27 protein-coding genes and 1 tRNA gene are annotated in these 24,611 nt (G+C 59.5%); 2 read left to right on the top strand and 26 right to left on the bottom strand.

Annotated features, from left to right (window positions below):
* Positions 1 to 14: 14 nt before the first annotated feature.
* The 15 genes from ispG to trmJ form a co-directional block, all read right to left on the bottom strand.
* Positions 15 to 1,124 (bottom strand): flavodoxin-dependent (E)-4-hydroxy-3-methylbut-2-enyl-diphosphate synthase, encoded by a 1,110-nt coding sequence (gene ispG / locus AO268_RS22375; RefSeq protein WP_057437947.1) that lies wholly within the window; start codon positions 1,122 to 1,124, stop codon positions 15 to 17.
* 2 nt (positions 1,125 to 1,126) lie between these two features.
* Positions 1,127 to 2,116, bottom strand: a complete 990-nt coding sequence (locus AO268_RS22370; protein ID WP_076964500.1) for a RodZ domain-containing protein — start codon at positions 2,114 to 2,116, stop codon at positions 1,127 to 1,129.
* Positions 2,116 to 2,874, bottom strand: a complete 759-nt coding sequence (gene pilW, locus AO268_RS22365; protein ID WP_099169877.1) for a type IV pilus biogenesis/stability protein PilW — start codon at positions 2,872 to 2,874, stop codon at positions 2,116 to 2,118. Before pilW ends, AO268_RS22370 begins: the two co-directional genes overlap by 1 nt.
* A gap of 12 nt (positions 2,875 to 2,886) precedes the next feature.
* Positions 2,887 to 4,035 carry a 23S rRNA (adenine(2503)-C(2))-methyltransferase RlmN gene (gene rlmN, locus AO268_RS22360; RefSeq protein WP_057437941.1) on the bottom strand — a complete coding sequence of 383 codons (1,149 nt, stop codon included), beginning with the start codon at positions 4,033 to 4,035 and terminating at the stop codon, positions 2,887 to 2,889.
* 29 nt (positions 4,036 to 4,064) lie between these two features.
* Positions 4,065 to 4,490, bottom strand: a complete 426-nt coding sequence (gene ndk, locus AO268_RS22355) for a nucleoside-diphosphate kinase (protein ID WP_017846179.1) — start codon at positions 4,488 to 4,490, stop codon at positions 4,065 to 4,067.
* A 90-nt stretch (positions 4,491 to 4,580) separates the two neighbouring features.
* A complete protein-coding gene (gene iscX / locus AO268_RS22350) occupies positions 4,581 to 4,781 on the bottom strand; it encodes a Fe-S cluster assembly protein IscX (protein WP_076964502.1) in 201 nt (66 codons plus the stop codon).
* A gap of 14 nt (positions 4,782 to 4,795) precedes the next feature.
* Positions 4,796 to 5,137 carry an ISC system 2Fe-2S type ferredoxin gene (fdx, locus tag AO268_RS22345; protein ID WP_076964503.1) on the bottom strand — a complete coding sequence of 114 codons (342 nt, stop codon included), beginning with the start codon at positions 5,135 to 5,137 and terminating at the stop codon, positions 4,796 to 4,798.
* A gap of 3 nt (positions 5,138 to 5,140) precedes the next feature.
* A complete protein-coding gene (gene hscA, locus AO268_RS22340) occupies positions 5,141 to 7,003 on the bottom strand; it encodes a Fe-S protein assembly chaperone HscA (protein WP_076964504.1) in 1,863 nt (620 codons plus the stop codon).
* A 51-nt stretch (positions 7,004 to 7,054) separates the two neighbouring features.
* The gene (gene hscB, locus AO268_RS22335; RefSeq protein ID WP_076964505.1) at positions 7,055 to 7,576 is read right to left on the bottom strand and encodes a co-chaperone HscB; all 522 of its coding nucleotides are present in this window, start codon (positions 7,574 to 7,576) and stop codon (positions 7,055 to 7,057) included.
* Between the two features lie 8 nt (positions 7,577 to 7,584).
* Complete coding sequence (iscA, locus tag AO268_RS22330) at positions 7,585 to 7,908, bottom strand: iron-sulfur cluster assembly protein IscA (protein WP_010565230.1); 324 nt, start codon at positions 7,906 to 7,908, stop codon at positions 7,585 to 7,587.
* Between the two features lie 28 nt (positions 7,909 to 7,936).
* Positions 7,937 to 8,323, bottom strand: coding sequence for a Fe-S cluster assembly scaffold IscU (gene iscU / locus AO268_RS22325; RefSeq protein ID WP_034100437.1), 387 nt, complete (start codon positions 8,321 to 8,323; stop codon positions 7,937 to 7,939).
* Between the two features lie 99 nt (positions 8,324 to 8,422).
* The gene (locus tag AO268_RS22320; protein ID WP_076964506.1) at positions 8,423 to 9,637 is read right to left on the bottom strand and encodes an IscS subfamily cysteine desulfurase; all 1,215 of its coding nucleotides are present in this window, start codon (positions 9,635 to 9,637) and stop codon (positions 8,423 to 8,425) included.
* Positions 9,638 to 9,687: 50 nt separating this feature from the next.
* Positions 9,688 to 10,179 (bottom strand): Fe-S cluster assembly transcriptional regulator IscR, encoded by a 492-nt coding sequence (gene iscR, locus AO268_RS22315; RefSeq protein WP_038446306.1) that lies wholly within the window; start codon positions 10,177 to 10,179, stop codon positions 9,688 to 9,690.
* 299 nt (positions 10,180 to 10,478) lie between these two features.
* Positions 10,479 to 11,264 (bottom strand): serine O-acetyltransferase, encoded by a 786-nt coding sequence (cysE, locus tag AO268_RS22310; protein WP_076964508.1) that lies wholly within the window; start codon positions 11,262 to 11,264, stop codon positions 10,479 to 10,481.
* Positions 11,265 to 11,266: 2 nt separating this feature from the next.
* Entirely contained in the window at positions 11,267 to 12,037 is a 771-nt protein-coding gene (gene trmJ / locus AO268_RS22305) for a tRNA (cytosine(32)/uridine(32)-2'-O)-methyltransferase TrmJ (RefSeq protein WP_076964509.1), read from the bottom strand.
* A 145-nt stretch (positions 12,038 to 12,182) separates the two neighbouring features.
* Here trmJ and suhB point away from each other — a divergent pair, with 145 nt between their 5' ends.
* Positions 12,183 to 12,998, top strand: a complete 816-nt coding sequence (gene suhB / locus AO268_RS22300; protein WP_003175971.1) for a type III secretion system regulator SuhB — start codon at positions 12,183 to 12,185, stop codon at positions 12,996 to 12,998.
* Between the two features lie 203 nt (positions 12,999 to 13,201).
* On the opposite strand, the gene AO268_RS22295 is transcribed toward suhB, so the two are convergent.
* From AO268_RS22295 to queA, 6 genes are all read right to left on the bottom strand, one after another.
* Positions 13,202 to 13,744: a glycine zipper 2TM domain-containing protein gene (locus AO268_RS22295; RefSeq protein WP_029298576.1), complete on the bottom strand. Its 543-nt coding sequence runs from the start codon at positions 13,742 to 13,744 to the stop codon at positions 13,202 to 13,204.
* Between the two features lie 123 nt (positions 13,745 to 13,867).
* Positions 13,868 to 14,782, bottom strand: coding sequence for a protein translocase subunit SecF (gene secF, locus AO268_RS22290; protein WP_076964511.1), 915 nt, complete (start codon positions 14,780 to 14,782; stop codon positions 13,868 to 13,870).
* Between the two features lie 9 nt (positions 14,783 to 14,791).
* Positions 14,792 to 16,663: a protein translocase subunit SecD gene (gene secD / locus AO268_RS22285; protein ID WP_099169876.1), complete on the bottom strand. Its 1,872-nt coding sequence runs from the start codon at positions 16,661 to 16,663 to the stop codon at positions 14,792 to 14,794.
* Between the two features lie 62 nt (positions 16,664 to 16,725).
* Entirely contained in the window at positions 16,726 to 17,064 is a 339-nt protein-coding gene (gene yajC / locus AO268_RS22280) for a preprotein translocase subunit YajC (protein ID WP_076964513.1), read from the bottom strand.
* 43 nt (positions 17,065 to 17,107) lie between these two features.
* Positions 17,108 to 18,223 (bottom strand): tRNA guanosine(34) transglycosylase Tgt, encoded by a 1,116-nt coding sequence (gene tgt / locus AO268_RS22275; protein ID WP_032858353.1) that lies wholly within the window; start codon positions 18,221 to 18,223, stop codon positions 17,108 to 17,110.
* A gap of 5 nt (positions 18,224 to 18,228) precedes the next feature.
* Positions 18,229 to 19,278, bottom strand: a complete 1,050-nt coding sequence (gene queA, locus AO268_RS22270) for a tRNA preQ1(34) S-adenosylmethionine ribosyltransferase-isomerase QueA (protein ID WP_099169875.1) — start codon at positions 19,276 to 19,278, stop codon at positions 18,229 to 18,231.
* Positions 19,279 to 19,386: 108 nt separating this feature from the next.
* Between queA and AO268_RS22265 the strand changes: the two genes are divergently transcribed.
* A tRNA-Leu gene (locus AO268_RS22265) sits at positions 19,387 to 19,471 on the top strand.
* Positions 19,472 to 19,826: 355 nt separating this feature from the next.
* Here AO268_RS22265 and AO268_RS22255 read toward each other — a convergent pair.
* The 5 genes from AO268_RS22255 to AO268_RS22235 all read right to left on the bottom strand — a co-directional run bounded on the left by AO268_RS22255 (position 19,827) and on the right by AO268_RS22235 (position 24,535).
* Positions 19,827 to 20,597, bottom strand: a complete 771-nt coding sequence (locus AO268_RS22255) for a hypothetical protein (protein ID WP_099169874.1) — start codon at positions 20,595 to 20,597, stop codon at positions 19,827 to 19,829.
* 13 nt (positions 20,598 to 20,610) lie between these two features.
* Positions 20,611 to 21,426, bottom strand: a complete 816-nt coding sequence (locus AO268_RS22250) for an acid phosphatase (protein WP_099169873.1) — start codon at positions 21,424 to 21,426, stop codon at positions 20,611 to 20,613.
* Between the two features lie 14 nt (positions 21,427 to 21,440).
* Entirely contained in the window at positions 21,441 to 22,283 is an 843-nt protein-coding gene (locus AO268_RS22245) for a MipA/OmpV family protein (protein WP_373562150.1), read from the bottom strand.
* 73 nt (positions 22,284 to 22,356) lie between these two features.
* Positions 22,357 to 23,391, bottom strand: a complete 1,035-nt coding sequence (locus AO268_RS22240; protein ID WP_099169872.1) for a DUF1254 domain-containing protein — start codon at positions 23,389 to 23,391, stop codon at positions 22,357 to 22,359.
* A gap of 160 nt (positions 23,392 to 23,551) precedes the next feature.
* The gene (locus AO268_RS22235) at positions 23,552 to 24,535 is read right to left on the bottom strand and encodes a helix-turn-helix domain-containing protein (protein ID WP_099169871.1); all 984 of its coding nucleotides are present in this window, start codon (positions 24,533 to 24,535) and stop codon (positions 23,552 to 23,554) included.
* Between the last annotated feature and the right edge of the window lie 76 nt (positions 24,536 to 24,611).

Raw genomic sequence — 24,611 nt, 5'->3', positions numbered from 1 at the left:
TTAAATTCATTCGATCAGCCGCGAGCGATCAGCGCTGCGTCAGAGGCGACCTTCTCGGCCGCTTTCTCGCGGATCAGCCGTTCCAACTGATCCACCAGATTATCATTCGTCAATTTTTGCGACGGTTTGCCGTCGATGTAAATCAGGTTCGGGGTACCGCCGGTCAGGCCCACATGGGCCTCCTTGGCCTCACCCGGCCCGTTGACCACGCAACCGATCACCGCGACATCCAGCGGCACCAGCAGGTCTTCCAGGCGTACTTCCAACTCGTTCATGGTTTTCACCACGTCGAAGTTCTGCCGCGAGCAACTCGGGCAGGCAATAAAATTGATGCCACGGGAACGTAGATGCAGGGATTTGAGAATGTCGTAGCCGACTTTCACTTCCTCTACCGGGTCCGCCGCCAGGGAGATGCGAATGGTATCGCCAATCCCGTCGGCCAGCAGCATACCGAGACCCACCGCAGATTTCACTGTGCCTGAGCGCAAACCACCGGCTTCGGTGATGCCCAGGTGCAACGGCTGCACGATTTCCTTGGCCAGCAGGCGGTAGGCTTCTACCGCCATGAACACGTCGGAGGCCTTTACGCTGACCTTGAAGTCCTGGAAATTCAGGCGTTCAAGGTGCTCGACATGGCGCAGTGCCGACTCGACCAGGGCGGCCGGGGTGGGCTCGCCGTATTTCTTTTGCAGGTCTTTTTCCAGGGAACCGGCGTTGACCCCGATGCGGATCGGGATCCCGCGATCACGGGCAGCGTCGACCACGGCACGCACCCGGTCTTCGCGACCGATATTGCCCGGGTTGATCCGCAGGCAGTCGACACCCAGTTCGGCCACGCGCAACGCGATCTTGTAGTCGAAGTGAATATCGGCGACCAGTGGCACCTTGACCAGTTGCTTGATGCGACCGAAGGCCTCGGCAGCGTCCATATCCGGCACGGAAACCCGCACGATATCGACGCCTGCGGCTTCCAGGCGGTTGATCTGGGCCACGGTGGCCGCTACGTCATTGGTGTCGCTGTTGGTCATGCTCTGCACTGCGATGGGGGCATCGCCACCCACCGGTACGGAGCCGACCCAGATTTTGCGCGATACGCGACGTTTGATTGGAGATTCGCCGTGCATGACTATTGTCCCAATTTCAGGCGAGCAGTCTCGCCACTGGTGAAGGGCGCCACGTCTACAGGCTGGCCGTTGTAGGCCACTTGCGCGCCACGGGCAAAGCCCAGACGCAGCGTCAAAGGAGGCTTGCCGACCTGCTCAAGCGTATCTCCCTTACGCTTCAAAGCACTGAACAGGACCTTGCCATTGCCGTCGGTGACTTGTGTCCAGCAGTCAGCGACATAGGTAATCAGGAGGCGGCCATCACCCGCCACACCAGCAGGCACCTGGGCAGCAGGTGCGGCAACCGTTGGCGCGGCTGGCGCGACCGGAGCCGGTATGACAGGCACCTGGGCCGCAGTGACCGGCGCCTGGGTTACGGGTGCGGCTGGCGCCGGCGCTACGGCGGCAGGCGCCGCTTCACTGCCGGCCTCGGCCGGTGGCTGGCCCGCCTGCAGGTCAAGAGGGGTTTCGGGAGCGGCCTGGCCCTGGGCGACGGCCTGGTCTTCCGGCTCGTCCAGGGGATGAATCTGGGTGGTGCCGTCGGCGCTTTCGACTTCGACGTGCTCCAGGGCGTTGCTGATCAGGTCCTTGCTGCGCAGCGAGGTCTGGTCCTGCCACCAGATAAAACCACCACCGATCACTGCAATCAGCAGCAGCAGGCTGACAATTCGCAAAATAGTGTGGGAAACCCGCACAGGTTCTTCAATACGGCCAAGACCGTGTACGTTGCTGCCCTGGGAGTCGGTGCCGGTGAACTGGTCGAATTGCTGGACCAGGATGGCCTGGTCGATGCCCAGCAGCTTGGCATAGGCACGGATATAGCCACGGGCGAAGGTATGCCCTGGCAGTTTGTCGAACGCGCCGTTTTCCAGGTTGCCCAGGGAAGAGGTGGTCAAATTGAGCTTGAGGGCCACGTCTTCCAGCGACCAACCATTGCTTTCGCGGGCCTGACGCAAGGTCTCGCCTGGGTTTACGCGATTAGCGGCTACAACTTCCGGGTGCGCGGCTTTCATCATTGCTCCGACAGGTATTGCTGATATTCCGGCGTACCGGGATAGAGTCGTTCTAATTGCTGGCCAAAACGTGCGGCCTTGTCGCGTTCTTCATGAACCGTGGCCAGGCGCACACCCAGCAATAGACTACGTGCATTTTGCCCACTGAGCAGGCTAAAACGCTCGTAATAGTCACGTGCCGGCACATAATGCCTGTCTTCAAACGACAACTGGGCCATTTCGAGCAAGGCCCGTGGCTGGCGCTGGTTCAGGTGCAGGGCCTTTTCCAGCTGCCGGCGGGCGTCTTCACGCTGGCCGAGGCGCACGGACGTCACTCCCAGGTTCTCGAAAACCCGCGAACGTTCAGGATATAGGGTATCAGTGGCTGCTTGCTGGAAATAAGCGGACGCTTGCTTATAACGCTCCTGCTGGAACAAGAAGCTGCCGTAGTTGTTGAGCAGGCGCGGGTCATAGGGGCGAACCGCCAGGGCCTTCTGGTAATACTGGTCGGCCAGCTCGGGCTCGGCCTGGGCCTGGAACACCAGGGCCAGCCCCGCATTGGCGTCGGCATCCTGGCCGTCGAGGGCCAGGGCCTTTTGCAGCGGCACCTTGGCCTGCTCGCTCAAGCCCTGGCGCAGGTAACCCAGCCCCAGCTGCACATAGGCAGCACGCGCTTCGTCACGGCCCTTGCCGGTTTGCAACGGGCTATCAGAGCCCGATGAAACACAGCCAACCGACAGGCTGGCAACAAGCAACAGCAGCGCAAGGCGCAGGGGCATAGAGTTCCTCTCTCAGGTTCGTGTCGCGGCGTTCTGCGCCAGATCGCTGTCGGCGCTCAATTCGCGCACGGCGATATAACGCTCGCTACGACGGGTGCGATCCAGCACCTGTCCTACCAATTGGCCACAAGCGGCGTCGATGTCTTCACCACGGGTGGTGCGGACCGTGACATTGAAACCTGCCTGGTGCAGTTGATCCTGGAAACGACGGATGGCGTTGTTGCTCGGCCGCTCGTAGCCAGAATGGGGAAACGGGTTGAACGGAATCAGGTTGATCTTGCACGGGGTGTTCTTGAGCAACTCGATCATCTCGACTGCGTGCTCAACCTTGTCGTTGATGTCTTTGAGCAAGGTGTACTCGATGGTCAGCACGCGTTTTTCGCCCAGGGACGACATATAGCGCTGGCAAGATTCGAGGAGCATCTTAAGCGGATACTTCTTGTTGATCGGCACCAATTGGTTACGCAATGCGTCATTGGGTGCGTGCAGCGACAACGCCAGGGAGACATCGATGTGCTTGGACAGCTCGTCGATCATCGGCACCACGCCGGAGGTCGACAGGGTCACACGGCGCTTGGAGATACCGTAGCCCAGGTCGTCCATCATCAGGTGCATGGCCGCAACCACGTTGTCGAAGTTCAGCAGCGGCTCACCCATGCCCATCATCACCACGTTGGTGATGGCACGGTCGACGGTCGCCGGTACGCTGCCAAAGGATTTGTTGGCAATCCACACCTGGCCGATGACTTCGGCGGCGGTGAGGTTGCTATTGAAGCCTTGCTTGCCGGTGGAGCAGAAACTGCAGTCCAGGGCACAGCCTGCCTGGGACGAAACGCACAAGGTGCCGCGTTTGCCCTGGGGAATGTAGACGGTCTCGACGCAACTGCCGGACGCCACGCGCACCACCCACTTACGGGTGCCGTCGCTGGAGATGTCCTCGCTGACAACCTCGGGACCACGAACCTCGGCAATCGCCTTGAGCTTGTCGCGCAGGGCCTTGCTGACGTTCGTCATGGCGTCGAAATCGTCGACGCCAAAGTGGTGAATCCACTTCATTACCTGACCGGCACGGAAACGCTTCTCCCCGATTGAGTCGAAGAATTTTTCCATTTCCTGTTGAGTCAGACCCAGCAGGTTGGTTTTTACAGTCGATGTAGTCATGGATTCACCTTCACTCTTTAAGCCAATGCTTAGCGAGTGGTTACTTCAGTAGCTGCGAAGAAGTACGAGATTTCGCGAGCAGCAGCGGCTTCGGAGTCCGAACCGTGTACAGCGTTGGCGTCGATGGAATCAGCGAAGTCAGCACGGATGGTGCCGGCAGCTGCTTCTTTAGGGTTGGTAGCGCCCATCAGCTCACGGTTCAGAGCGATAGCGTTTTCGCCTTCCAGAACCTGTACAACAACAGGACCGGAGATCATGAAGGCAACCAGGTCGCCGAAGAACCCACGAGCGCTGTGCTCAGCGTAGAAGCCTTCAGCTTCAGCCTTGGACAGTTGCTTGAGTTTCGAAGCTACAACCTTCAGGCCGGCTTTTTCGAAACGAGTGGTGATCTCGCCGATGACGTTTTTTGCAACAGCGTCAGGCTTGATGATGGAGAAAGTACGTTGAACAGCCATGGTGTAACTCCAGAAACGGTAATTTGCGAAAAATTAAACCCGCGAATTATACGCGGGTTCTTGGGTATTGCCTAACTGCGTAAAAAGGACTCAGTCTGCTTCTTCGATCCAGGCGGCCTGAATGGCCTCAAGCACCTTCTCGCCACCACGACTATGATCGTCATCAAATTCCGGCAACGCTACAACCCAGTTATGGAGATCGACAAAGCGCACATAGCGCGGATCCACATCTGGCTTGGTTTCAGCCAATTGGATCGCAATTTCCAACACATCAACCCATTTAAGACTCATGACACTTCCTTGAATCAGTGCGGCGCTTCGGCCGCATGGTTGAGCGAATACTTCGGAATTTCGACGGTGAGGTCTTCGGTTCCCACTTTGGCCTGACAGCTCAGGCGCGATGTGGGCTCCAGGCCCCACGCCCGATCAAGATAGTCCTCTTCCAGTTCATCGGCCTCTTTGAGACTGTTGAAACCTTCGCGGATAATGCAGTGACAGGTGGTACAGGCATTGACGCCACCACAGGCACTTTCGATCTCGATGTGGTTGTCATGGGCGACGTCGAGAAGGGACTTGCCGGTCTCAGCCTCCACGACCATACCGTCCGGGCAATGCTCGGCGTGTGGCAGAAAAATGACCCGTGGCATCAGTTATTCCTCAATTTCATTCAGGTTGCGTCCCGCCAGGGCGGCTTTTACCGTCTGGTTCATACGACGGGCGGCAAAGGCATCGGTTACGTGTGAAAGGCGCTTGGTCTGTTGTTCGATGGCATAGCCATCGGTGCCTTTCATCAATTGGGCCAGTTCCTGCATCTGCAGGTCGATGACCAGGCGTTCTTCAGCGTCCAGCAGGCGCTCGCCGTCGGCCTCAAGGGCGCCCTGCACTGCCTCAAGCAGGCGCTGGGCATCGACTTGCTGCTCACGCAACACGCGGGCGACCTTGTCGTCACTGGCATACTGGAACGAATCCTTGAGCATCTTGGCGATTTCACCGTCAGTCAGGCCGTAGGACGGCTTGACCTGAATGCTCGCCTCAACGCCCGAGCCCAGCTCGCGTGCTGCCACGCTGAGCAGGCCGTCGGCATCGACCTGGAAGGTCACGCGGATCTTCGCCGCACCCGCGACCATGGCCGGGATACCGCGCAATTCAAAGCGTGCCAGGGAGCGGCAGTCGCTGATCAGCTCACGCTCGCCCTGCAGCACATGAATCATCATGGCCGTCTGGCCATCTTTATACGTGGTGAAGTCCTGGGCGCGGGCGACGGGAATGGTGGTGTTGCGCGGAATCACCTTCTCCATCAGGCCACCCATGGTTTCCAGGCCCAGGGACAACGGAATCACGTCGAGCAGCAACAGCTCGCCGCCGTCGCGCTTGTTGCCAGCCAGGGTATCGGCCTGGATCGCAGCCCCGATGGCCACCACTTGATCTGGATCGATTTCGGTCAAGGGCTGGCGACCAAAGGCCTCGGCCACAGCTTCGCGCACCCGTGGCACACGGGTCGAACCGCCAACCATGACCACCGCACCGACATCTTCCAGCTCAATGCCGGAATCACGCACGGCGCGACGGCACGCTTTCAGGCTGCGGGCCACCATCGGCTCGATCAGGGCATCGAAGGCTTCCCGGGTCAGTTGGGCCGACCAGGAGCCGTAGGAAACTTCAACAGATGCAGCGTCAGTCAGCGCTTCCTTGGCGGCGCAGGCGGTTTGCAGCAGCTTACGCTGCGCGCCCGGGTCGAGGTCGGCAGACAAACCGGCACGGGTGATCATCCAGCCAGCAATGGCATGGTCGAAGTCATCACCGCCCAGGGCACTGTCGCCACCGGTGGCCAGCACTTCAAACACACCGCCGGTCAGGCGCAGGATCGAAATATCAAAGGTGCCGCCGCCCAGGTCGTAAATCGCAACCAGGCCTTCAGCGTGCTGGTCCAGGCCGTATGCCACGGCGGCCGCGGTCGGCTCGTTGAGCAGGCGCAACACATTGAGGCCAGCGAGTTTCGCTGCATCCTTGGTGGCTTGGCGCTGAGCATCGTCGAAATAGGCAGGAACAGTGATTACCGCGCCAACCAATTCACCGCCCAAGGTGGTTTCTGCACGCTGGCGCAGCACCTTGAGGATATCGGCCGACACCTCCACCGGGCTTTTCGGCCCCTGCACGGTATCGATGAACGGCATATGGGATTCGCCGCCGACAAAGCGGTACGGCAGCTGGTCGCCCAATTGCTTGACGTCGGACAACCCACGACCCATCAAGCGCTTGACCGACAGCACGGTATTGAGCGGATCGGCAGACGCCGCCAGGCGGGCGGACTCGCCCACTTCGGTACGATCGGCGTGATAACGCACGGCGGACGGCAGGATGACCTGGCCATCAGCATCAGGCAACGGCTCGGAGAGACCGCTGCGCAGTGCGGCGACCAGTGAATTGGTAGTACCCAAGTCGATGCCAACCGCCAGGCGACGCTGGTGCGGTTGTGGACTTTGGCCGGGTTCGGCGATCTGCAGTAGAGCCATGGTAATCAGGTCTTATCTGTCTATCAGGCGTGCAATCTGTGCAGCACTGGGTTAATCGTCGAGGCGCTCTTCTAACTGGCGCACTTCGTAAGTGAGCTTGTCGAGGAACTGCATGCGCCGCATCAGGCGTTCGGCCTGCTCGCGTTGCGCTGCATCGTCCCAACAGGCCGCGAAGCTTTCGTTGAGTTCATCCTGGGCCACTTTCAGACGCCGCTTGAAGACCGCGACGCCAGCCAGATCGGCCTCGTCCTGCAAGTCTTCGAGCTCTTCGCGCCACTGCATCTGCTGCATCAGGAAATCAGGGTCATGGACCGTGACTTCCATCGGCAACTCGCGACCGCCCATGGCGAGCAGGTAACGCGCGCGCTTGGGAGGGCTTTTGAGCGTCTGATAGGCTTCGTTGAGGCTGGCTGACTGCTCCAGCGCCAGGCGTTGCTCACGCTCGGAAGCGTCGGCAAAGCGATCTGGATGCACCCCACGCGCCAGTTCACGGTAGCGCGTGGCAAGCTGATCGAGGTCCAGGCGAAAGCTCGGCTGCAGCTCGAATAAAGCGAAATGACAAGGAGTACCCACAAATAGCCTCAGATGTTGAAGCTTTCGCCGCAGCCACATTCACCGCGTACGTTGGGGTTGTTGAACTTGAAGCCTTCGTTCAACCCTTCCTTGACGAAATCGAGCTCGGTGCCGTCCAGGTAGGTCAGGCTTTTCGGGTCGATGATCACTTTCTCGCCGTGACTTTCAAACACCTGATCTTCCGCAACCACCTCGTCGACGAACTCCAGCACATAGGCAAGGCCGGAACAGCCCGTGGTGCGCACACCCAGACGAATCCCCTCACCTTTACCGCGCCCATCCAGGGAGCGTCGCACGTGCCGCGCAGCCGCTTCTGTCATGCTGATAGCCATCATTGACTCCTTACTCGTCGCCAAATGCTTAGATCAAGCCTTTCTTCTGCTTGTAGTCGCGAACGGCCGCCTTGATGGCGTCTTCTGCGAGTACCGAGCAGTGAATTTTCACCGGCGGCAGGGCCAGTTCTTCGGCCAACTGGGTGTTGCTGATAGTGACAGCCTCATCCAGGGTCTTGCCTTTCATCCATTCGGTCGCCAGGGAACTGGAGGCGATGGCTGAACCGCAGCCGTAGGTCTTGAACTTGGCATCTTCGATAACGCCAGCGTCGTTGACCTTGATCTGCAGGCGCATAACGTCGCCGCACGCCGGGGCGCCGACCATGCCGGTGCCCACATCAGGATCTTGCGCATCCATCTTGCCGACGTTGCGCGGGTTTTCGTAGTGGTCGATGACCTTTTCGCTGTAAGCCATGGTACTGAATCCTCACTCATCAGGGCCGCTCTGGAACCCTGTAGAAACGCCTGCGTTTTCCGCCACGTTCCTACAGAGCTTGGGTGGCGGCTTCTATAGTTAGTGTGCCGCCCACTCGATCTTGGAAATATCGACACCGTCTTTGTACATGTCCCACAGCGGCGACAGGGTGCGCAGCTTGGTGACCGCTTCGCAGACTTTCTGCGCTGCGTAGTCGACTTCTTCTTCGGTGGTGAAACGGCCGAACGTAAAGCGGATCGAGCTGTGCGCCAACTCGTCGTTGCGGCCCAGGGCGCGCAGGACGTAGGACGGCTCAAGGGAGGCCGAGGTGCAGGCCGAACCGGACGAAACCGCCAGGTCCTTGAGCGCCATGATCAGCGACTCGCCTTCGACGTAGTTGAAGCTCAAATTCAGGTTGTGCGGTACACGGGCGGTCATGCTGCCGTTGATGTACAGCTCTTCAAGGTTCTCGACCTGCTTGTAGAAACGATCGCTGAGGGCCTTGATGCGCACGTTTTCGGCAGCCATGTCTTCCTTGGCTACGCGGAAGGCTTCGCCCATGCCAACGATCTGGTGGGTCGCCAGGGTGCCCGAACGCATGCCGCGCTCGTGACCGCCGCCGTGCATGGTGGCTTCGATGCGCACGCGCGGCTTGCGGCTGACGTACAGCGCGCCAATGCCTTTGGGGCCGTAGGTCTTGTGGGCCGAGAACGACATCAGGTCGACTTTCAGCTTGGACAGGTCGATCTCGACCTTGCCGGTGGACTGGGCAGCATCGACATGCAGCAACACGCCTTTGGAGCGGGTCAGCTCGCCGATGGCGGCGATGTCGTTGATGGTGCCGATTTCGTTGTTCACGTGGATCACGGAAACCAGGATGGTGTCTTCACGCATCGCCGCTTCGATCATGGCCGGGGTGACGATACCGTCGGTGGTGGGCTCAAGGTAAGTGACCTCGAAACCTTCACGCTCCAGTTGGCGCATGGTGTCGAGGACAGCCTTGTGCTCGATCTTGGTGGTGATCAGGTGCTTGCCCTTGGTCGCGTAGAAATGCGCGGCGCCCTTGATTGCCAGGTTGTCGGACTCGGTGGCACCGGAGGTCCAGACGATTTCACGCGGGTCGGCATTGACCAGGTCGGCGACCTGGCGACGAGCATTCTCCACCGACTCCTCGGCTTTCCAGCCGAAAACGTGGGAACGGGAGGCCGGGTTGCCGAAGTTTCCGTCAACCAGCAGGCATTCGCTCATCTTTTGCGCGACACGCGGATCAACCGGGGTGGTCGCTGAGTAATCAAGGTAAATCGGCAATTTCATGGACTTTCTCCTAAATCAGGCTGGCTGGCGTGCCGTTAGCTCTTCGGCTGTCACTCGACGGCGGACGCTTCAATCTTGTCCAGACGCGGCACCTTGGTATTGCATCGGCGCTGGTCCTGACGCTGGGCTACTTCCTGCACCTCACGGCGAGTCACAAGATCAGCCAAGCTGATACCACTCAAAAACTCATGGATCTGCAGGCTCAGGTCACACCACAAGTGGTGCGTCAGGCAGGTGTCGCCGGCATGGCAATCACCCAGGCCCTGGCACTTGGTGGCATCGACGGATTCATTGACCGCGTCGATCACCTGGGCGACCTGGATGCCCTGCATGTCACGGGACAACTGATAACCACCGCCTGGGCCACGCACACTGGAAACCAGGTTGCTGCGGCGTAATTTGGCGAACAGTTGCTCAAGGTAAGACAGGGAAATGCCTTGGCGCTCGGAGATATCGGCCAGGGACACCGGCCCGTTTTGCGCGTGCAAGGCCAGGTCGAGCATGGCGGTCACCGCATATCGGCCTTTTGTAGTCAGTCTCATGGACAAGTACCAAGGTGTTTCAGAATGGGAGCAAGTATGCGATTCCCGAGTATTTAAGTCAACTATAAGACCTAGTACTTTAGTCAGGAATACCCGTAAAAAGGGCGCGCGAATCATAGCAGGATGGGGTGGGATCGAACAGCAAGAACAGGGCCGGGGCTCAACCTCAAGACCAATGGAGGTCAAATGTGGGAGCTGGCTTGCCTGCGATGGCGGCGGATCAGCAGCCCAAGGGGTGACTGGCAGACCGCTATCGCAGGCAAGCCAGCTCCCACAGGGGATTTTATCGGCCTTAAAATCTAGCCAGCCTTGGTGGTGGCGCTTTCGTCCTTGATCTCGGCAAAGTCTTCTTCGCGCAACTCAGGCAGATCCGTCGCACAATAAGGGCTACCCAGATCCTTCAGCGCGCCACACATGCCATCCAGCTTGCCATCTACCGCCTGCAGGTGGTCGAGCAACTGGCCGATGGCGCGGGCCACCGGGTCCGGCATGTCTTCGCTGACGCCATAGGCGTCGAAGCCGATTTTCTCGGCCATGGCCTTGCGCTTGGCCTCCTGCTCATCGCTGACTTGCGGCTTGACGATGATGCGCCCAGGAATACCCACTACAGTTGCACCCGGCGGCACCGCCTTGGTGACTACAGCATTGGAGCCGACCTTGGCCCCCGCACCGACGGTGAACGGCCCCAAAACCTTGGCGCCGGCGCCGACTACCACGCCATCTTCAAGGGTCGGATGGCGCTTGCCCTTGTTCCAGGTGGTGCCGCCCAGCGTCACCCCCTGATAGAGGGTCACGTCATCGCCAATTTCGGCGGTTTCGCCAATCACGATGCCCATGCCGTGATCGATAAAGAAGCGACGACCGACCTTGGCCCCCGGATGAATCTCGATCCCGGTCAGCCAGCGACCAAAGTTCGACACCAGGCGCGCCAGCCATTTCCAGCCCATGCCCCACAAGGCGCCGGACAGGCGGTGAATCCAGATCGCGTGCATGCCCGGGTAGCAGGTCAGCACTTCAAAGGCGTTGCGCGCCGCCGGGTCACGGTGGAAAACGCTTTGGATATCTTCTCGCAAACGCTCGAACATTTTTAATCCTTCCGCTCAAGAAGCTCGCCACGGGCCGCTTTCTGGGTTTCCGTGAGGATGCCACGCAATATATTCATCTCTGCCCGGCTGACCGAGCTGCGCCCGTAAAGCCTTCGCAGGCGCGCCATCAAGTGCCGTGGTTTTTCCGGGTCAAGGAACTCGATGGCGACCAGGGTTTGCTCCAGGTGCTCATAGAACCGCTCCAGCTCATCCATCGTGGCCAACTCACCACTTTTGGTGGACGCGACCTCGTCCTTCTCCATCTTGCTCGGCTGGCCTTGCGCTGCCAGCCAGGCCATGCGCACTTCATAGCTCAGCACCTGCACCGCCGCCCCGAGGTTCAGCGAGCTGAATTCGGGGTCGGACGGGATGTGCACGTGAAAATGACAGCGCTGCAACTCGTCATTGGTCAGGCCGGAGTCTTCACGGCCAAATACCAGGGCGATTTCAGCGCCGCCGGCCGCCTCTTCGACCACTTTGGCTCCACATTCACGGGGATCGAGCAGCGGCCAGGGGATGCGCCGGTCGCGGGCGCTGGTGCCGAGCACCAGGTTGCAGCCCACCAGAGCGTCTTCCAGAGTGGCGACGACCTGGGCTTTTTCCAGGATGTCATTGGCGCCAGAGGCGCGCGCATCGGCTTCGTGGTGCGGGAACACGCGCGGTTCCACCAGCACCAGGCGCGTCAGCCCCATGTTTTTCATGGCCCGCGCCACCCCGCCGATATTGCCGGGGTGACTGGTATTAACGAGGACGACACGAATGTTTTGCAGCAAGGGAGGCGCTCGCGGACACGGGAAAGGGGAGCAAATCTTACAGAACAGCCTAAGGTTATGCCATGAAAGCGAACGCCATCCTTCACCTGAAGAAAGTTTCTGCTAGAATGCTCGGCTTTCTTTAACAACCTTAGGTGACACATCCATGCAGCCCATGCTGAATATCGCGCTGCGCGCCGCCCGCAGCGCCAGTGAATTGATCTTCCGCTCCATCGAGCGCCTGGATACCATCAAGGTCGACGAAAAAGACGCCAAGGATTATGTATCCGAGGTGGATCGCGCCGCCGAACAGAAAATCATCGACGCTCTGCGCAAGGCCTACCCTACCCACGGCATCCTCGGCGAAGAAACCGGCCTGCACAAAGGCAGCGGCGAAGGCGAAGACTACCTGTGGATCATCGACCCACTGGATGGCACCACCAACTTCCTGCGCGGCATCCCGCACTTTGCCGTGAGCATTGCCTGCAAATACCGTGGTCGCCTGGAACACGCCGTGGTCCTGGACCCGGTTCGCCAGGAAGAATTCACCGCCAGCCGTGGCCGTGGCGCCCAGCTGAACGGTCGCCGCCTGCGCGTCAGCGGCCGCACCAGCCTGGACGGCGCCCTGCTGGGCACCGGCTTCCCGTTCCGTGACGACCAGATGGATAACCTGGAAAACTACCTGGGCATGTTCCGCGCCCTGGTTGGCCAGACCGCCGGCATCCGCCGCGCCGGTGCCGCCAGCCTGGACCTGGCGTATGTGGCCGCTGGTCGTTTTGATGCGTTCTGGGAGTCGGGCCTGTCCGAGTGGGACATGGCCGCAGGCGCCCTGCTGATTCAAGAAGCCGGCGGCCTGGTGAGCGACTTCACCGGCGGTCACGACTTCCTGGAGAAGGGTCACGTGGTTGCAGGCAACACCAAATGCTTCAAGGCAGTCCTGACGGCGATCCAGCCGCACCTGCCGGCTTCGCTGAAGCGTTAAGCGAGCGAGCACAAAAAAGCACCCCGAAGGGTGCTTTTTTTATGCCCGGGATTTGGGCATGCCTCGATTCCAGCGACAACACAAATCAACTGTGGGAGCGGGCTTGCCCGCGATAGCGGAGGGCCAGGTTAGACACATCTGACTGATCCACCGCCATCGCGGGCAAGCCCGCTCCCACATTTTGAGCTGCGCCAGGCTTGGGATTACTGTTGATTTTGGCCCAAGATCAAACGCCCTTCTTTATCCACTGGGATCTGGCTACCCGGATCACGCTCCATGCGCACCGATCCTTCCTTGCCATCCAGGTTGTAACGCACGTCATAACCAACAACCTTGTCGCTGATGTCGTTGACGGTATTACAGCGCGTCTGGGTGGTGGTGTAGGTATCACGGTTCTGCATGCCTTCCTGAACCTTGTTACCGGCATAACCACCACCGACTGCGCCGGCTACGGTGGCAATCTTCTTGCCTGTACCGCCGCCGATCTGGTTGCCGAGCAGGCCGCCTGCCAGGGCGCCGACTACCGTGCCGGCGATTTGATGCTGATCCTGCACCGGACGCTGCCGGGTCACGGTGACGTCCTTGCAGACCTCACGGGGGGTTTTGATCTGGGTCTTGACCGGCTGCACTGCCAGCACTTGCGCATACTCAGGGCCGCTTTTTACCAGGCTGTAGGTGGCGACAGCACCCCCGGCAGTCACACCGACAGCACCCAATACCGCACCAACCAGTAACGACTTGTTCACGTGAACCTCCTGACCATCACAAGCGGACTGAAACGTCCGCGCTATACCCAGCCTTGGAGCAATAAAAAAGGCGCGAGTTCAATACTCGCGCCTTCTTTGTCACAGCCGATCAACAAACACCCATCAAGGGCGGTCGTCGACCTCCTTGTCTGTCGCCACAGGCGGGATCAGATCCTCGCTGTTGAGGTTCAGCCAGATCAGCACCACGTTGGCGATATAGATCGACGAGTAGGTCCCCGCCAGAACGCCGATAAACAGCGCCAGGGAGAAGCCCCACAGGTTGTCGCCACCGAAGATCATCAGCGCGGCAATCGCCAGCAAGGTGGAGATCGAGGTCGCCATGGTGCGCAACAGGGTCTGGGTGGTGGAGATATTGATGTTCTCGATCAACGTCGCCTTGCGCAGTACCCGGAAGTTCTCGCGAACCCGGTCGAATACCACGATGGTGTCGTTGAGGGAGTAACCAATGATCGCCAGCACTGCCGCCAATACCGTCAGGTCGAAGGTAATCTGGAAGTACGACAGGATACCTACCGTCACGATCACGTCGTGGATCAGCGAGACAATCGCACCGACGCCGAACTTCCACTGAAAGCGGAATGCCAGGTAGATCATGATGCCGGCCAGCGCCATCAGCATGCCGAGGCCGCCCTGGTCGCGCAGCTCTTCGCCGACCTGCGGGCCAACGAACTCGACGCGCTTGACCGCCGCCGGGTTATCGCCACCGACCTTGAGCAAGGCCTCGGCCACCTGATGACCCAGTTGCGGGTCTTCGCCGGGCATACGCACCAGCAGGTCGGTGGTCGCACCAAAGCTCTGCACGACCGCCTCGTTATAACCGGCTGCGTTCAGTTGGGCACGCACCTTGGTGACGTCAGCCGGCTTCTCGTAGGTCAGCTCGATGAGCGTACCACCGGTGAAATCCAGACCGTAGTTCAGGCCCTTATGGAACCAGCTGAACAACGCCAGGACGGTAAGGAGCACAGTGACGCCGAACGCAATGTTGCGAACGCCCATGAAGTTGATTGTACGTAACATGGCAGCCCCTTAAATCCACAACTTCTTGAAGTCACGCCCGCCAAAGATCAGGTTGACCATTGCGCGGGTCACCATGATGGCCGTGAACATCGAGGTAAAGATACCGAGGGACATGGTCACCGCAAACCCCTTGACCGGGCCGGTGCCCATGGCAAAGAGAATCCCGCCGACCAACAAAGTGGTCAGGTTGGAGTCGAGAATCGCAGTAAATGCCCGGCCGAAACCTTCGTTGATTGCCCGCTGTACGCTCATGCCCGCCGCGATCTCTTCACGAATCCGCGAGAAGATCAGCACGTTGGCGTCCACCGCCATCCCCATGGTAAGTACGATACCGGCGATACCCGGCAGGGTCAGTGTAGCCCCCAGCAGCGACATCAGGGCCAGCAACAGCACCATGTTCACCGCCAGCGCAACCGTGGCAATAACGCCGAAGAAGCGGTAGATGGCGATGATAAACAGCGATACGAACAGCATGCCCCACAGGGAAGCATCGATACCCTTGGTGATGTTGTCTGCACCCAGGCTCGGACCGATGGTGCGCTCCTCGGCGAAGTACATCGGCGCCGCCAGGCCACCGGCACGCAACAGCAGCGCCAGCTCGGAAGACTCACCCTGGCCGTTCAGGCCGGTGATACGGAACTGGGCCCCCAGCGGCGACTGGATGGTCGCCAGGCTGATGATCTTCTTCTCTTCCTTGAAGGTCTGCACCGGCACGTCTTTCTCGACGCCGTTGACCATCTGCTTGACGTAGGTGGTCACCGGACGTTGCTCGATGAAGATCACCGCCATGCTGCGACCGACGTTGCTGCGGGTGGCGCGGTTCATCAGTTCGCCGCCGTGACCATCCAGACGGATGTTCACTTCGGGAGAACCCTGTTGCGAGTCAAAACCCGCCTTGGCATCAGTTACCTGATCGCCCGTGATGATCAAGCCACGCTCGATCAACGCTGGAGGACGGTTGCCTTCACGGAACTCAAACTCCTCGCTCGTCGCACGGGAAGCCCCCGGCTCGGCGGCCAGGCGGAACTCAAGGTTGGCGGTCTTGCCCAGGATGCGCTTGGCTTCAGCGGTGTCCTGCACGCCTGGCAGCTCAACCACGATGCGGTTGGCGCCCTGGCGCTGGACCAGCGGCTCGGCCACACCCAGCTCGTTGACGCGGTTACGTACCGTGGTCAAGTTCTGCTTGATGGAGTATTCACGGATTTCCGCCAGCTTGGCCGGGGTCATCGCCAGACGCAGCACCGGCTGACCATTGAGGTCGGCGGGCACAATGTCGAAATCGGTAAAGCTCTTGCGAACCAGGGCGCGGGCCTGTTCACGGGTGGCTTCGTCAGCAAAGCCCAGCTGGATGGCACCGTTGAGCTGCGGCAGGCTGCGATAACGCAGGCGCTCTTTGCGCAACAGGCTCTTCACATCGCCTTCGTAGACTTTCATACGTGCGTCGAGGGCTTTGTCCATGTCCACTTCCAGCAGGAAGTGCACACCACCGGACAAGTCCAGGCCCAGCTTCATCGGGTGCGCGCCGAGGCTGCGCAGCCATTGCGGGGTGGTTTGTGCCAGGTTCAGTGCGACCACATAGTCATCACCCAACACCTTGCGCACAACATCCTTGGCTGGCAACTGGTCTTCTTGCTTGGCCAGGCGCAACAGGCCGCCCTTGCCGTTGGCCGTCAGGCTGGAAGCCTTGACCGTCAAACCGGCTTCGGTGAGCGCCTTGCTCGCACGCTCCAGATCGGCATCGGTCACTTGCAACGACGTGCTAGCGCCGCTGATCTGGATCGCCGGGTCATCTGGATAAAGATTGGGAGCGGAATAAATAAAACCGATCGCCAGCACCGCCAGGATCAGTACGTATTTCCACAGAGGGTATTTGTTCAGCATCACGCCGCCCGCTTATGACGCGGGGCGCCTTGCGCGCCCCGTCGATTGGTAAAAGTTGTTACTCAGATCGCTTTGAGCGTGCCTTTTGGCAGCGTGGCGGCGATGGCGCCCTTCTGGAACTTCATTTCAACGGTGTCGGAGACTTCCAGTACCACGAAAGCATCGGAAACCTTGGTGATCTTGCCAGCGATACCGCCGGTGGTGACCACTTCGTCGCCTTTTTGCAGGCTGCCCAGCAGGTTTTTCTGCTCTTTGGCGCGCTTGGCCTGTGGGCGCCAGATCATCAGGTAGAAGATGACCAGGAAGCCGACCAGGAAAATCCACTCGAAACCACCGCCCATAGGACCGGCAGCGGCCGGTGCAGCGGCGTCAGCCATAGCGTTAGAGATAAAAAAGGTCATTTAGCACTCCAGTTGCAAATAGTGAATCTTAGGGTCGGGAAACTCAGTCCAAGGGCGGCACGGGCAGCCCGCGCTTGGCATAGAAGGCATCGACAAAGGCGGCCAATGTACCCTGTTGAATAGCCTCGCGCAAACCAGCCATCAGGACTTGGTAGTGACGCAAATTGTGGATGGTATTCAACATGCTACCCAGCATTTCCCCGCATTTGTCCAGATGGTGCAGATAAGCACGGGAGAAGTTCTGGCAGGTGTAGCAATCACAGGTGGGATCCAGCGGCGAATCATCATGGCGATGGAACGCGTTACGGATCTTCAGCACGCCTGTATCAATGAACAGATGCCCATTGCGGGCATTACGGGTTGGCATCACGCAATCGAACATGTCCACACCGCGGCGCACACCCTCTACGAGGTCTTCTGGTTTGCCAACGCCCATAAGGTAACGAGGTTTGTCAGAAGGCATCAACCCCGGCAAGTAGTCCAGCACCTTGATCATCTCGTGCTTGGGCTCGCCCACCGACAACCCGCCAATGGCCAGGCCATCGAAGCCGATCTTGTCCAGGCCTTCCAGCGAGCGCTTGCGCAGGCTTTCATGCATACCGCCCTGGACAATACCGAACAGTGCGGCGGTGTTGTCGCCATGGGCATTCTTCGAGCGCTGGGCCCAGCGCAACGACAGCTCCATGGAGATCCGCGCCACGTCTTCATCGGCCGGGTACGGCGTGCACTCGTCAAAAATCATCACGATATCGGAGCCCAGGTCACGCTGGACCTGCATTGACTCTTCCGGGCCCATGAACACCTTGGAACCGTCCACCGGCGAGGCGAAGGTCACGCCCTCCTCCTTGATCTTGCGCATGGCACCCAGGCTGAACACCTGGAAACCACCAGAGTCGGTGAGGATCGGGCCTTGCCACTTCATGAAGTCATGCAGGTCGCCATGCTTCTTGATCACTTCGGTGCCCGGGCGCAGCCACAGGTGGAAGGTGTTGCCGAGGATGATCTCGGCGCCGGTGGCCACGATGTCGCGCGGCAGCATGCCCTTGACCGTGCCGTAGGTGCCGACCGGCATGAACGCCGGGGTCTCCACGGTGCCACGGGGGAAGGTCAGGCGCCCGCGCCGGGCTTTGCCGTCAGTGGCCAATAATTCAAACGACATACGACTCATAGTTGTTCCTCTGGGCCGCGCGGCGCCGGATTACGGGTGATAAACATCGCATCACCGTAGCTGAAAAAACGGTATTCCTGCTCGATGGCGGCTTTATAGGCGGCCATGGCTTCGGGATACCCTGCAAAGGCCGACACCAGCATCAACAGCGTGGACTCCGGCAAATGAAAATTGGTCACCAGGGCATCGACCACATGAAACGGCCGGCCCGGGTAGATAAAGATATCGGTGTCGCCACTGAACGGCTTGAGCACGCCATCACGCGCGGCACTCTCCAGGGAACGCACGCTGGTGGTGCCCACCGCGACCACCCGCCCACCGCGCGCCTTGCACGCGTTGACTGCATCCACCACGGCCTGGCTGACTTCCAGCCATTCGCTGTGCATATGGTGATCTTCAAGGTTCTCCACACGCACCGGCTGAAACGTCCCGGCCCCCACGTGCAGGGTCACATAGGCGGTTTCGACCCCCTTGGCGGCAATCGAGTCCAGCAGCGGCTGGTCGAAATGCAGCCCGGCCGTCGGCGCGGCTACGGCGCCGAGGCGCTCGGAGTACACCGTCTGGTAGCGCTCGCGGTCCGAGTCTTCGTCGGGGCGGTCTATATAAGGAGGCAACGGCATATGGCCGACACGCTCCAGCAGCGGCAACACGTCTTCGGCAAACTTGAGCTCGAACAACGCATCATGGCGCGCCACCATCTCGGCTTCGCCACCGCCATCGATCAGGATCTGCGAACCCGGCTTGGGCGACTTGCTGGAGCGCACATGGGCCAGCACGCGATGGGTGTCCAGCACCCGCTCCACGAGGATTTCCAGCTTGCCGCCGGACGCTTTCTGGCCAAACAGCCGCGCCGGAATCACCCGGGTATTGTTGAAGACCATCAAGTCGCCCGGGCGTAAATGCTCAAGCAAATCAATGAATTGACGGTGTGCAAGGGCACCGCTGACCCCGTCCAGGGTCAACAGTCGGCTGGCGCGACGCTCGGCCAAAGGGTGGCGGGCGATCAGCGAATCCGGGAGTTCAAAAGTAAAGTCAGCAACGCGCATGATGGGGTTCGTCTAGCAGGGCCGGGAAGTCTAGCGGAAATAGTGAAAATAGACCATGAAACGTGATTGACCAACGGTAATCACCTCTCTATACTTCGCCGCCATTGAGCCCTGATGGCGGAATTGGTAGACGCGGCGGATTCAAAATCCGTTTTCGAAAGGAGTGGGAGTTCGAGTCTCCCTCGGGGCACCATTTGCAGTACATAGACGACTACCAGCGTCTACGCAACACCCCTAAAGCCCGCTAATTGCGGGCTTTTTTGTCTCTGGGGTTCCACCCCCGTCCCTTGCAAGCCAGCCTCTTTTGGGTACATTTCCTGTACATATTCCAGTGCGAGAACCGCAGGTGTACAGCGATGCCATGGACCGCCCTGCAAAGCAAAACGTCCAAGCCTGCCGGCAGCCCCTTCACGTTGAGTGATAGTTCGGGTCTTGCCCTGCTACGGCAGCAAGTATTGGCACTTCCGGTACACCTATCAGGCCAGGCGGCACGCATGTCACTGGGCGTGTATCCGCATATCTCCTTGCAGGAGCTATATATGAAAGCCTCAGAATCGCCCACTAATACCCAGCAGTGGCCCCTTCTGGACAATGTCATACACAAACCCCTCATGACGATAATTAACCCCCATGGCCCGATACCCGACCACTGCTGAAAATCCCGGCCAGAACTCCCAACCCGCCAGCGCGGCCAGGTCCCAGTCTTCCCGGGATTGCCCGGCGCCCGCCATTCCCCAGGATGACAACCAGAACCGGTCATTCACAGCATAGTGCCCGCGCAGTCCCGCCATGGCATCCGCCCAGGACGCGTTATCAGAGCCCGATGAACCACCAAGAGGTCCACCATGAAAGGTGAGGGTGGTGCCGCTGTACCAAACGCGCACGCCACCGGCGACATCCAGACGACGGTTTTCATCTCCCAGGACGGTGTAGCCGCCCCCCAGGAACCCGGAGGCTGTCTTGCTTTCTACCTCAAGTTTGGCGCCGCCGGGCAGGCGGTTGCGGGTGTCGGTGTCGATGTACATCAGGTCGGCGAGCACGCTGTAGGGCCCACGTCGCGCCTCCCCCATCAGCATCACCGACATATCGACCGTCTTGGCGATGTCGGAGAAGCCGGACTTTATGAACTGTGTCCCTGTACTGCTATGGCCCACGTGTCCACGAATGCCGGCGCCCCATACGTAAGGCCCGCCATTGAACGTCCAGCCATCGTCGTCTGCCGCCATGGCGGGCCCGGCGGCAACAAAGGCGCCAGCCAGGAGTACCATGCGGGCGTGCTTGCGCCGCAATGTCGAGCGGGGGTTGTCACTGTGCATGATGGTGTTTCCCCGATCAGTGCTGGGTCAGCGAGAGCGCTAAGCTCTCGGTCGCGCAGTCTTCTGTAGGTTTCAGGCCAGCCTTTTGAGCGGCCTTGACCTCTTCCTTCGCTGCCGCCAGGTCCGCCAGGAATGCCGGATTGCTATGCAGGCTTGCCACCGTGGCGGCCCCCATGATGCGGCCTGCATCCACGTCGCTCTGCCAGTGCGCATCGCAGATGACCCGGCTTTGGCCGAAGGACAACCCGCGGGTCATCAGTTCGGTGGCACGTACGGGGTTGATTTCCGCAAGTATCAGCCCCCAGGCCCAGCCCGCAGCGGAGTGGCCGGACGGCCAGGAACCATCGGTACGCAGCAACGGTTCCATGTCTTTGCGGCAGGTTCCTTCGTTATGGGCCACGAAAGGGCGGGTGCGGTTGTAGGCATTTTTCCCGGCATAGGTGGAGCCGCCTGCATCAGTCAGGGTGCGCTGCATCAGGGTGTAGAGATGCGGTGTATTTTTCTCGCTGATCGGCACGCCCATCGCGCAGGAGAATGCGTTGGCCGGGCCCGGGAATGACAGCTCCGCATCCGCTGCGGCGAGTTTCTCCCGAGCCGTACCGCGTAGCGACAGCGCTGCTCGCCGTGCTTCTTCATCCCGTGCAAGCGCCGCAGAGTCAGACTTTGGCGGAGCGCCCAGCAATGCCAGACGCAGTGGCAAGTCCGCCGAGTTCAGATATCCGGGGGCCAGTTTGAAGTGAGGGTCCGTGACCGTGGTGGCGGCATCGCCGGCAAGTACCAGTCCCGACCAGAACAGGCCGGCCAATCCCAGCTGCTTATGTACTGTTTTCATCGAGTGTTCCCTGATCAAAACCGATAAAGGGCATTCAGATAGGCGCCTGCGCCCACGTTTTCACCCGTCAGCGGGCTGTTGCGGGCGTCGGAGACCAGGGCGTAGGTCTTGATGCCGCCTTCCAGCGCCAGCTGTGGTTGCCATTGCCAGGTGAGGCCCAGTTTCAAGGTCACGTCGCGCATGCCGCCGCCCGGGTGGTATTCGTCGAAACCGGTGCGCGCCGCTTGTTGGGCGGTGACGCCGAAGCGCGCCATCATGTCTTTCTCATTGCTCCAGGTGCCGTATAGGGTCGAGTCCAGGGTCAGTGTGGAAGACAGCGCGTAGGCAGTGGCAAAGCCGGCTTCCAGGAACGCCGTACGCCCCAGACTTTCGCCACCGTAATCGCGACTCTGGCTGGCTTGCAGGCCGCGCACAAACAGGCGTCCGGCCGGTAGCATCCAATACGCCTCCGCCCCGACAAGCGCGGTGCTGTCCAGGTTGCCCATGCCCTTGAGGTAGTCATCACGACCGCCCAGGGTGTGGATTCTTTCCTTGCGACCCTGGTCGTAACCCAGCAACAGGGCGATCCCGAAAGGGGACAACCCCGGTAGGTCCCAGCGCAGCCCGTCCGGGAAGGATGCGGTAAATTTGCCCCAGTTTTCGGTAGGCAAAACCGCTTTGAGTTTCAGTGAAGGGAACGCGGCGTAGTGTGATGAACCTTCGTACAGCGGGCCAACGGCAAATCCGCCACCGACGGTCACGGAGGGCTCACTTGAATTGTCGGCGTGTGCAGGCAACACCATCGCAAAGACGAGAGTCGCGCCTGCCATGAGCCTCACCGGGTACTTGAGAAAGTTCAAACCATAGAGGATTGTCACCGCTTACTTCCTTTGGTGTAAAACCACACTGATTGGCGTTTTTGCGACGTTAATAGAAGTCAGGAGTGGATAATCAGAGTGCAACGGGCTGTGGCTTTGGAAAGCTCCATTTGCCATTCAGTATTTGTTCGCTCGGCTGATACAACCTGACGGTGTAGTTCCAGCCAGGGGGAGTGGGCAGGCAATTGGCGATCTTCCCGTCGCAACCGCCGAACTGGATAACAATCGAGCCGTCCTCACTTTTCTTGGCGGTGAGGTTGTTCAACGAATAGGCGTCATAGGGGTTCTTCTGGAAGTAACCGTCAGCGTTATAAACACTGACAGACCAGAAACTATTGACCGGGACCTCTCCAACTTTAAGTCGGTAAATGGTTTTCCCATCGTTGTGCGACATCACGCCGCCGAGGTAGATCGCGTCTTTGGCCGGGTTCCCGCCCCAGCCTGTCGCAGTGCCGATCAAGTGATGGATTGGATTGACAGTGCCCTTGGGGCCAAAGGACTGGTTGTAGTCAGGAATTGTCGACCCCAGGACCTCCAAGGCCTCACGCACCTTTGCCTGGCTCGCCGGGTCCCACTTGGGAACTAAAAACTCCCCGACCTTGGCCTGGCTGACGGTGATTGCATCCTGCAGTGCATGTACCTTTTCAAGGTCTTTGGGGTCTGCGGGGTCGAAGAACGTGCGCACCGCCACAAATACGTAGCGTGTCCCAATGGCCTCTTTTGTCAGTGTCCGGCGGCCGGCACCGTACGTGACGAGGGGGACGTAGTGATCTTCATTGATCACCGCCGTCGACATGAACCGCCCGCCGGTCTCGGGCAAAGTGATTGTGACGGGGCCTGCATCGAGGTCGAATACCGCTGATGAATAGAGCGTGTCCCGATTCATCCGCACCACATTCTGGGCGTCGATGGGCACCGCTTCACGGGTATGAACAAACCGGCCCAAGCTGCCACTCGCGACCATTTTTCCCAGGTAGAGATCGGACTCGGCACGAACAAAGTTATCCACACCCACCGGTATTACCGCCTCCGGGGATGACTGGGCGTTCGCACTTCCAAACGTTGCCAGTATGATAGCGAGGACGCAGGTGCTGGATGAGTGAGACATTTAAACCTCAAGGCCTTATAAGTTGGCGTTATTTTTTTGACTGTATAAGAACGCCTCTGCGAAAACTTGCCATTTGGTGCCAAAAGCAAAGCGAGTACGCATGCGAAGGCCACCCCAGAAAGAGGCAAAATGTTTGGGGAGAATGGATTAGACGACGATGTTAACGGACTTGTTTCAAGAGGATGCGATAGTGCGACGGCGGACTCCCCATCCAACGCTTGAAGGCACGGGTAAAGTGAGCTGGATCGCTATAACCGACCATATATGCAATTTCGGTCGCGCTGTATCTGCCACTGGCAATCAACTGAACGGCTTCACTGCGACGTGTCTCGTCACGTAAAGCGTCGAAGTCGATGCCGCAATGTTCAAGACGCCGCTGTAGTGTTCGAGCAGACAGTCCAATTTTTCTTGAAATGCTGGCAAGTTTGGAAAGTTCCTGATCGGCTATCTGCTGGACGAGCACGTCAGCGACGTCAGCGGTCGACTTCAAGGCTTGGGTGGTTTTCCAGGCAACATCTCTAACAGGCTGCAGGGCAATCTCGAGCAACTCACGATCAAACTCGATCATGTTGTGCTCAGCATTCATTACGAGATTCGGGCCCAGGTACTCTTCGAGCGCCTCGTCGCCTCGCGCTCTAGGGGTCTTTAGATGTACCCGTATAGCGCCAGGCGCGCCGGACATGAGCGGCACTTTTCTAAGCACTGCAAGGGTGCCGAAAATGACCTGCTTCGGATCAGCCCCGTGGTGCCCTGTAAAGTGTTGGATCAGTTTCGTCGTGCGGCCTTCGGTGACGATTTTTACTTCGCTTCCCTGATGCAGCAAATCCGTATGGACCGCCGCCGCCGCACATGCCTGAGCGAGGTTGGTCGAGCCCAATATCAATTCGCCCCACATGCCGGTTGAACGGACATCGGTCAAGTGCCCGATAACTGCCCCGCCAAAGGGGTCCTGTGCGATAGCGGCCATTTCATTGGCGATATGAAAGCAGGCTGCTCGTGGCACCCAAGTTTCAGGGGTTTGAAAAACATGGGGGGAAATACCAAAACGCCGAAAGAACTCCAGCGGCGACACCCCCCGCATACTCAGATAGGGGGCGATTTGCCTAAGTGTGCTGAGTTTGATGGCTGGCGTAGCTTGCGTCATGGGTATGCGAGCCTGTTTTTAAAGGTAATGTCCCTGAAGACCATCTTGGCGTGATGGTAAACACCAGCACTTTTTT

The sequence above is a fragment of the Pseudomonas sp. ICMP 8385 genome, assembly GCF_002699915.1.
GTDB lineage: Bacteria > Pseudomonadota > Gammaproteobacteria > Pseudomonadales > Pseudomonadaceae > Aquipseudomonas > Aquipseudomonas gessardii.
The sequence above is the reverse complement of the archived record's forward strand: the minus strand, read 5'-3'. Positions and strand labels throughout refer to the sequence as shown.

Excerpts from the sequence above, each read along its gene's own strand:
- ispG (WP_057437947.1), bottom strand. The coding sequence starts at position 1,124 with ATGCACGGCGAATCTCCAATCAAACGTCGCGTATCGCGCAAAATCTGG.
- AO268_RS22370 (WP_076964500.1), bottom strand. The coding sequence starts at position 2,116 with ATGAAAGCCGCGCACCCGGAAGTTGTAGCCGCTAATCGCGTAAACCCA.
- pilW (WP_099169877.1), bottom strand. The coding sequence starts at position 2,874 with ATGCCCCTGCGCCTTGCGCTGCTGTTGCTTGTTGCCAGCCTGTCGGTT.
- rlmN (WP_057437941.1), bottom strand. The coding sequence starts at position 4,035 with ATGACTACATCGACTGTAAAAACCAACCTGCTGGGTCTGACTCAACAG.
- ndk (WP_017846179.1), bottom strand. The coding sequence starts at position 4,490 with ATGGCTGTTCAACGTACTTTCTCCATCATCAAGCCTGACGCTGTTGCA.
- iscX (WP_076964502.1), bottom strand. The coding sequence starts at position 4,781 with ATGAGTCTTAAATGGGTTGATGTGTTGGAAATTGCGATCCAATTGGCT.
- fdx (WP_076964503.1), bottom strand. The coding sequence starts at position 5,137 with ATGCCACGGGTCATTTTTCTGCCACACGCCGAGCATTGCCCGGACGGT.
- hscA (WP_076964504.1), bottom strand. The coding sequence starts at position 7,003 with ATGGCTCTACTGCAGATCGCCGAACCCGGCCAAAGTCCACAACCGCAC.
- iscA (WP_010565230.1), bottom strand. The coding sequence starts at position 7,908 with ATGGCTATCAGCATGACAGAAGCGGCTGCGCGGCACGTGCGACGCTCC.
- iscU (WP_034100437.1), bottom strand. The coding sequence starts at position 8,323 with ATGGCTTACAGCGAAAAGGTCATCGACCACTACGAAAACCCGCGCAAC.
- AO268_RS22320 (WP_076964506.1), bottom strand. The coding sequence starts at position 9,637 with ATGAAATTGCCGATTTACCTTGATTACTCAGCGACCACCCCGGTTGAT.
- iscR (WP_038446306.1), bottom strand. The coding sequence starts at position 10,179 with ATGAGACTGACTACAAAAGGCCGATATGCGGTGACCGCCATGCTCGAC.
- cysE (WP_076964508.1), bottom strand. The coding sequence starts at position 11,264 with ATGTTCGAGCGTTTGCGAGAAGATATCCAAAGCGTTTTCCACCGTGAC.
- suhB (WP_003175971.1), top strand. The coding sequence starts at position 12,183 with ATGCAGCCCATGCTGAATATCGCGCTGCGCGCCGCCCGCAGCGCCAGT.
- secF (WP_076964511.1), bottom strand. The coding sequence starts at position 14,782 with ATGTTACGTACAATCAACTTCATGGGCGTTCGCAACATTGCGTTCGGC.
- secD (WP_099169876.1), bottom strand. The coding sequence starts at position 16,663 with ATGCTGAACAAATACCCTCTGTGGAAATACGTACTGATCCTGGCGGTG.
- yajC (WP_076964513.1), bottom strand. The coding sequence starts at position 17,064 with ATGACCTTTTTTATCTCTAACGCTATGGCTGACGCCGCTGCACCGGCC.
- tgt (WP_032858353.1), bottom strand. The coding sequence starts at position 18,223 with ATGTCGTTTGAATTATTGGCCACTGACGGCAAAGCCCGGCGCGGGCGC.
- queA (WP_099169875.1), bottom strand. The coding sequence starts at position 19,278 with ATGCGCGTTGCTGACTTTACTTTTGAACTCCCGGATTCGCTGATCGCC.
- AO268_RS22250 (WP_099169873.1), bottom strand. The coding sequence starts at position 21,426 with ATGAAAACAGTACATAAGCAGCTGGGATTGGCCGGCCTGTTCTGGTCG.
- AO268_RS22240 (WP_099169872.1), bottom strand. The coding sequence starts at position 23,391 with ATGTCTCACTCATCCAGCACCTGCGTCCTCGCTATCATACTGGCAACG.
- AO268_RS22235 (WP_099169871.1), bottom strand. The coding sequence starts at position 24,535 with ATGACGCAAGCTACGCCAGCCATCAAACTCAGCACACTTAGGCAAATC.